Annotated in this window: 6 protein-coding genes; 4 read left to right on the top strand and 2 right to left on the bottom strand. The window is 72.9% G+C overall.

What is annotated here, in order from left to right; translation table 11 throughout:
• The 4 genes from SSNG_RS13765 to SSNG_RS13750 all read left to right on the top strand — a co-directional run.
• On the top strand, nucleotides 1-1,877 hold a 1,877-nt coding region (locus SSNG_RS13765), incomplete at its 5' end, for an LpqB family beta-propeller domain-containing protein (protein ID WP_347232447.1).
• Nucleotides 1,878-2,139: 262 nt separating this feature from the next.
• Nucleotides 2,140-2,712, top strand: a complete 573-nt coding sequence (locus SSNG_RS44825) for a phosphoribosyltransferase family protein (protein WP_042800978.1) — start codon at nucleotides 2,140-2,142, stop codon at nucleotides 2,710-2,712.
• 369 nt (nucleotides 2,713-3,081) lie between these two features.
• Nucleotides 3,082-3,777, top strand: a complete 696-nt coding sequence (gene raiA, locus SSNG_RS13755; RefSeq protein ID WP_007264438.1) for a ribosome-associated translation inhibitor RaiA — start codon at nucleotides 3,082-3,084, stop codon at nucleotides 3,775-3,777.
• A gap of 186 nt (nucleotides 3,778-3,963) precedes the next feature.
• Nucleotides 3,964-4,695 carry a response regulator transcription factor gene (locus SSNG_RS13750; RefSeq protein WP_042800977.1) on the top strand — a complete coding sequence of 244 codons (732 nt, stop codon included), beginning with the start codon at nucleotides 3,964-3,966 and terminating at the stop codon, nucleotides 4,693-4,695.
• Nucleotides 4,696-4,715: 20 nt separating this feature from the next.
• On the opposite strand, the gene SSNG_RS13745 is transcribed toward SSNG_RS13750, so the two are convergent.
• The gene (locus SSNG_RS13745) at nucleotides 4,716-5,882 is read right to left on the bottom strand and encodes a crosslink repair DNA glycosylase YcaQ family protein (RefSeq protein WP_007264436.1); all 1,167 of its coding nucleotides are present in this window, start codon (nucleotides 5,880-5,882) and stop codon (nucleotides 4,716-4,718) included.
• A 9-nt stretch (nucleotides 5,883-5,891) separates the two neighbouring features.
• Nucleotides 5,892-6,482, bottom strand: a complete 591-nt coding sequence (locus SSNG_RS13740) for a GNAT family N-acetyltransferase (protein ID WP_007264435.1) — start codon at nucleotides 6,480-6,482, stop codon at nucleotides 5,892-5,894.
• Nucleotides 6,483-6,599: the final 117 nt, after the last annotated feature.

Below are 6,599 nucleotides of genomic sequence, written 5' to 3'. Positions count from 1 at the left end.
CGGTGGAGGACGCTGAGCGCGCGACGGCAGTCGGCCGGGGCGCACGGAGCGAACGGACCCGGACGGCCGGGCGGCACCGGGGCACCCTGGTGGCGCTGGCCCTGGGCGCCGTCGGCCTGCTGGTCGGCGGCTGCGCCTCCATGCCCGACCGCGGCGAGATCCGCCGGGTGGAGGCCTCGCAGGGCGTCGACTCGCAGGTCCGCGTCTTCGGCGTGCCGCCGGCCGACAAGGCCAGCCCCGCCGACATCGTCGACGGCTTCCTCGAAGCAATGACCAGCGACGACCCGCAGCTGGCGACGGCCCGCAAGTACCTCACCGAGAGCGCCGCGGGGAACTGGCGGCCCGGCTCCGCCGTCACCGTCCTCTCCGCCGGCCTCGGCCGGGTCCCCGCACCGGGCGACAAGGAGTCCGAGGAACCGCGCTGGAAGATCTACGGCAAGAAGCTCGCGACCGTGGACGAGCGCAGCGCCTACCAGCCGGAGACCGGCGGCGGACGCTACGAGGAGTACCTCCAGCTGGTCCAGGTCAACAAGCAGTGGCGGATCGCGACCCCGCCCAGCAACCTCGTCCTGAGCGAGTCCGACTTCCAGCGCATCTACAAGCCGGTCAACAAGTACTACTTCGCGGGCAACACCCTCGTCGCCGACCCGGTGTACGTGCGCCAGCGCACCGACCCCGACTCCCGCATGGACCCGACCACGCAGACCGTGCAGTCCCTGCTGACCGGCCCGTCCAAGTGGCTCGGCCCGGTGGTCTCCACCGCGTTCCCCACCGGCAGTGAACTGCGCGAGGGCACCAAGTCCCTCTCGTACGACGGCCAGAACACCCTCCGCGTCCCGCTCAACGGCACCGCCTCGAACGTCGCGCAGCCGCAGTGCCAGAAGATGGCCACCCAACTCCTGTACACCGTCCGGGACCTGACGACCTCCAAGCTGGACCGGGTCGAACTGCTCAAGCCCGACGGCAAGTCGTCGCTGTGCTGGGTCACCGGCTCGACCGCGGCGGCCATCGCCAACCGGCCGCCGTCGCCGGAGCACCAGTACTACGTGGACAAGGAGTCCAGGCTCGTCCGGATGATGCTCGACGCCAACAGCGAGGAGCAGCAGCAGGACAAGCCGGAGCCGGCCCCCGGCCCGCTGGCCACCGCCGCCGGTTTCAAGGTGGGTTCGGCGGCCGTGACGTACGACGAGAAGCGTGCCGCGGTCGTCTCCGAGGACGGGCACAACCTCTTCGTGGTGACGCTGACGACGGCGGGCCCCATGCCGCAGCAGCCGCTGCTGACCAGCAGGTCCGGGAAGCTCACCGCGCCCAGCTGGGACGCGCACGGTGACCTGTGGATCGCCGACCTCGACCCGCAGACCCAGGGCCTGTGGCGGGTGCCCGCCGGTACCGGCACCCCGCAGAAGGTGGACGTCGCCGGGCTCGACGGCGGGAAGATCAGCGGGCTGAAGGCCTCCTCGGACGGGGTGCGCATCGCGCTCCTCGTGGAGAAGGAGGGCACCCGCAAGAACCTGTTCATCGGGCGGATCGAACGGCCCGAGGGCAAGGGGGACTCCCCCCGGGTCTCGGTGCGCGAGCTGCGCCCGGCGGCCCCGCAGATGGCCGAGGTGACCGCGATGAGCTGGGCGCCGCGCGGCCGTCTGCTGGTGGTGGGCCGGGAGAGCGGCGGCGTGGACCAGGCCCGCTACATGCTGTCCGACGGGTCGATGGTCGCCGCGAGCCTGCCCGGCGCGACGGGGCTGAGCGCGATCGCGGCCTCGGAGGACGAGGGCAGGCCCGTGGTCGGGTACGGCGAGGACGGCATCGTGTGGCTGCCGTCGGGTGCGCAGTGGCGCACGGTCGCGGCGGGCGGCCGGTTGCCGGTCTACCCGGGCTGAGCCCCTGCCCCTGCGGCTCCGGTCGTCCCCAGGAGGGCGCCGCCAGTCCACAGGGGTCGCGGGCCCGCGTCCGGCGCGGCAGGGTGGATGCGTGCGGGAGTAGTGGCGGGAGCTGGCCCGAGCTGGTCCTGCCGGCGGACTGCGCCGGCTGCAGAGCCGCCCGCGTGGTGCTGTGCGAGGCGTGCCGGGGCGCCCTGAGCGGTGCGGGCGCGGGCCGGGTGCGTCTGCGGCGCGGCGGGCGGGCCCGGCGGGGCTGCCCGCGGTGTACGCGGGGGCCCGGTACGAGGACGCCGTACGGGAGGTCGTGCTGGCGCACAAGGAGCGCGGGGCGCTGCCCCTGGCCGGCCCGCTCGGGACGGCCCTGGCGGCGGCGGTGGCCCGCGGGGGCCGGGCCGTCGGGGCCGCGGGCGGGGCGGAGCTCGTGCTGGTGCCGGTGCCCTCCGCGCGGCGGGCGGTGCGGGCGCGCGGGCACGACCCGGCGCGGCGGATCGCCCTGGCCGCGTCCGGGCGGCTGCGCGGCGCCGGTGCGGCCGCTCGCGTGGCGCCCGTGCTGCGGCTGCGGCGGGCCGTCGCGGACCAGGCGGGCCTGGGGGCCCGGGAGCGGCGGGAGAACCTGGCGGGGGCCCTGGAGGTGCGTCCGGGCGGGGTGGCGCTGGTGGCGGGGGCTCGGATCGTGCTGGTGGACGACGTGATCACGACCGGAGCCACGCTCGCGGAGGCGGCGAGGGCGTTGCGTGCGGCGGGCCTGCGGGCGGAGGCCGCTGCCGTGGTGGCCGCGCCGGCGGGTTCCTTCGCTCCGAACGGCGGCAACCCGGACAGGGCAAAAATCTTGTGAATAGATTTGGAACCACTGGGGAATGCGCATCGTTGCAGGTAGTAAGAGGGAAGACCCACCTGATCGGAGGTACGTTTCGGTAGCGGGTGCCGACAACCGGCTTTGAGAGATATGTTCGGTTGTGAGGAACTGGCGAACCTTCGGCCCCGGGTATCGGAGCAGCAGTCCGTCTGTTTATTGGAATCTTCGTGTGCAGTACCTGTGAGGGGGGCTCTCTCTACTCCGAAGTCGGTGGGATGTAGATCTTGCCGATGGGGGAGGAGGAGGTGAAAGTCGCCAAGTCCGAGGCTCCGGTGTTCACCGGAGCCTGGTGCGAAAGGGAGACGCTCCCGCCGCCCAGAGCGGGGGTCTCCGGGAACGGAGTTCTGCGTGGACATCGTCGTCAAGGGCCGCAAGACCGAGGTGCCCGAGCGGTTCCGCAAGCACGTGGCCGAGAAGCTGAATCCGGAGCGGATCCAGAAGCTCGACGCCAAGGTGATCAGCTTGGACGTCGAGGTGTCCAAGGAGCACAACCCGCGCCAGGCCGACCGTTCCGACCGCGTGGAGATCACCCTGCACTCGCGGGGCCCGGTGATCCGGGCCGAGGCCGCCGCCGCCGACCCGTACGCGGCGCTCGACCTGGCACAGGACAAGCTGGAGGCCCGGCTGCGCAAGCAGCACGACAAGCGCTTCACCCGCCGTGGCACCGGACGGCTCTCGGCGGCCGAGGTCGCCGACCGCGTGCCGGGCGTCGCCACCCTCAACAGCAACGGCGAGCCGGTCTACGAGGACATGGAGGAAGGGGTCCCGGTCAAGCGGATCGGTTCCCTGGAGGTGCAGGGCGAAGGCCCGCTCATCGTCCGCGAGAAGACCCACTCGGCGCGGCCGATGTCGCTCGACCAGGCCCTGTACGAAATGGAACTGGTCGGCCACGACTTCTATCTGTTCGTCGACTCCGAGACCAAGATGCCCAGCGTGGTCTACCGGCGCCACGCCTACGACTACGGCGTCATCCACGTCGACCCCGACGGGGCGTCCAGCTCGGAGCCCTCGGGTGCGGGCGCGGGCGGCGCGCTCGGAGGCTGAAATTCAACCATTGCCCCTGCGGAACGCACGGCGTTCCGCAGGGGCACCTGTATGACTCGTATGAGCCATATGGATTCCGCCAGCACCCCGTCCCGTAGCGCGGGCATGGAATCATGTCGGGCAGTCAACCGGCGGCCGACCCGGCCGGGTTGGCCCAGCAGCTCAGCACATGCAGGGGGAGGAACGATGGCGGACGGCTTCGGGCCGGCGCGCGACGACGACGGCGCCGACTGTCATGGGGCGCAGGACCCGGCCGGGGAGCCGATCCGGGTGCTCGTGGTCGACGACCACGCCCTCTTCCGGCGCGGACTGGAGATCGTCCTCGCCCAGGAGGAGGACATCCAGGTCGTCGGCGAGGCCGGGGACGGGGCGGAGGCCGTGGACAAGGCCGCCGACCTGCTGCCCGACATCGTGCTGATGGACGTGCGGATGCCCCGGCGCGGCGGCATCGAGGCGTGCACCTCGATCAAGGAGGTCGCCCCCTCCGCGAAGATCATCATGCTGACGATCAGCGACGAGGAGGCCGACCTCTACGACGCGATCAAGGCGGGCGCCACCGGCTACCTCCTCAAGGAGATCTCGACGGACGAGGTCGCGACGGCGATCCGCGCGGTCGCGGACGGCCAGTCCCAGATCAGCCCGTCGATGGCGTCGAAGCTGCTCACCGAGTTCAAGTCGATGATCCAGCGCACCGACGAGCGGCGGCTGGTCCCGGCGCCGCGGCTGACGGACCGGGAACTCGAAGTCCTCAAGCTGGTGGCCACGGGCATGAACAACCGGGACATCGCCAAGCAGCTGTTCATCTCCGAGAACACCGTGAAGAACCACGTCCGCAACATCCTGGAGAAGCTCCAGCTGCACTCCCGGATGGAAGCCGTCGTGTACGCGATGCGGGAGAAGATCCTGGAGATCCGCTGAGCGCGCCCGCCCGCCCGCCGTCAGGCTCCCAGCGCCGCCAGCTCCGCCGTGATCGCGGCCGCCTCCGCCGGCGACTGCGCGCGCTCGACGCGGACCGCGTCGCAGCCCACCCACTCCGCGGCCTCCCGCAGCGCCCGCGCCATCGCCCCCGCCGCCCCCGGCGTCGTCAGGGAGACCTGGCGGGCCACCAGGGTGCGGCCCTCACGGCCCGGGTCGACCCGGCCCCGGAGCCGCCCGCCGGCCAGCAGCGGCATGGCGAAGTACCCGTGTATCCGCTGCGGCTTGGGCACGTACGCCTCCAGCCGGTGCGTGAACCCGAAGATCCGCTCCGTCCGCGGCCGGTCCCAGACCAGCGAGTCGAACGGGGACAGCAGCGTCGTACGGTGGCGGCCGCGCGCCGCCGTGTCCAGCGCCCGCGGGTCCGCCCAGGCGGGCTTCCCCCAGCCCTCGACCTCCACCGGCACCAGCCCGGAGTCCGCGATCACCGCATCGACCTGCTCGCCCTTGAGGCGGTGGTAGTCCGCGATGTCGGCGCGCGTGCCGACCCCGAGCGACTGCCCGGCCAGCGCGACCAGCCGGCGCAGGCACTCGCCGTCGTCCAGGTCGTCGTGGAGCAGCACGTCCGGGACGGCCCGCTCGGCCAGGTCGTAGACCCGCTTCCAGCCGCGCCGCTCGCAGCAGACCACCTCACCGGTGTCGAGCAGCCACTCCACCGCGATCTTGGTCTCGGACCACTCGAACCACTCGCCGCCGTTCTTCGCGCCGCCCAGCTCGGACGAGGTCAGCGGACCGTCGGCCTTCAGCCGGTCCAGCACCGCCCGCGTCGAACGGTCCTTGTCCTCCAGGACGTGCCAGCGGTGGCCGCGCGCACGCCGCGCCCGGCGGCGGAAGGCGAAGTGCGGCCACTCCTCGATCGGCAGGATGCACGCCGCGTGCGACCAGTACTCGAAGGCGTGGCTGTCCGACCAGTACGCCTTCTCCACTGCGTCCCGGCCCACCGCGCCCAGACGCGCGTACGGGATCAGCTCGTGCGAGCGGGCCAGGACCGAGATGGTGTCCAGCTGCACCGCGCCCAGATGGCGCAGCACCCCCCGGACCCCGCCCCGGCGGTCGGGCGCCCCCAGGAACCCCTGCGCGCGCAGGGCGATCCGGCGGGCCTCGTCGGCGGACAGCGAGAGCGTCGTCATGCCGCGACCCTAGGGGGTGGCACTGACAGCGGGCAGGTACGGCAGCCGGGAGGGCAGGCCGAGGTCCGAGGGCAGCAGCCCGGCGACCCAGCAGTCGCGCAGGGTGCCGCGGTGGTCGAGCGCGCCGCGCAGGGTGCCCTCGAAGCGGAACCCGGCCTTTTCGGCGGCGGCCCGGGAGGCCGCGTTGCCCACGGCGGCGCGCCACTCCAGCCGGCCGGCCCCGACCTCGGTGAACAGCCACCGGGCGACCCCGGCCACCGCCTCGGCGACGTAGCCGCGGCCGCGGTGCTCCTTCGCCGCCCAGTAGCCGACCTCGTACCCCTGGGCGCCGCGCACGTGCACCCCCACCGCGGCGACCAGCGGCCCCTCGGCGCCCTGCGCACCGAGCCGCACCGCGAAGCCGTACTCGCGGTCCTCCAGCCAGGCGCTCCGCGAGACGTGCGTGACCCACGCCTCGGCGTGCGCCCGCTCGTACGGGGAGGGCACCAGCGTCCAGCGCTGGATCCCGGGGTCCTGGCAGGCGGCGTACACCTCCTCGGCGTCCGCAGGGGCGAAGGGGCGCAGCAGGAGGCGCTCGGTGGTCAGGGTGACGGGTTCCATGAACGGATTGTTGCCGCGCGGGGTAACCCGGGCGAGGGGTTTTCGTCCACCCCGGCACCGAATCCGTCCCCCGTACGTTCTCATTCCGGGCGCCCGTGCCCTGCGGACACGGCGGAC

Origin of the sequence: Streptomyces sp. C (assembly GCF_000158895.1) — a bacterium.
Classification (GTDB): domain Bacteria; phylum Actinomycetota; class Actinomycetes; order Streptomycetales; family Streptomycetaceae; genus Streptomyces; species Streptomyces racemochromogenes.
Note: the sequence above shows the minus strand (reverse complement) of the source record. Positions and strands in the feature narration are given on the sequence as shown.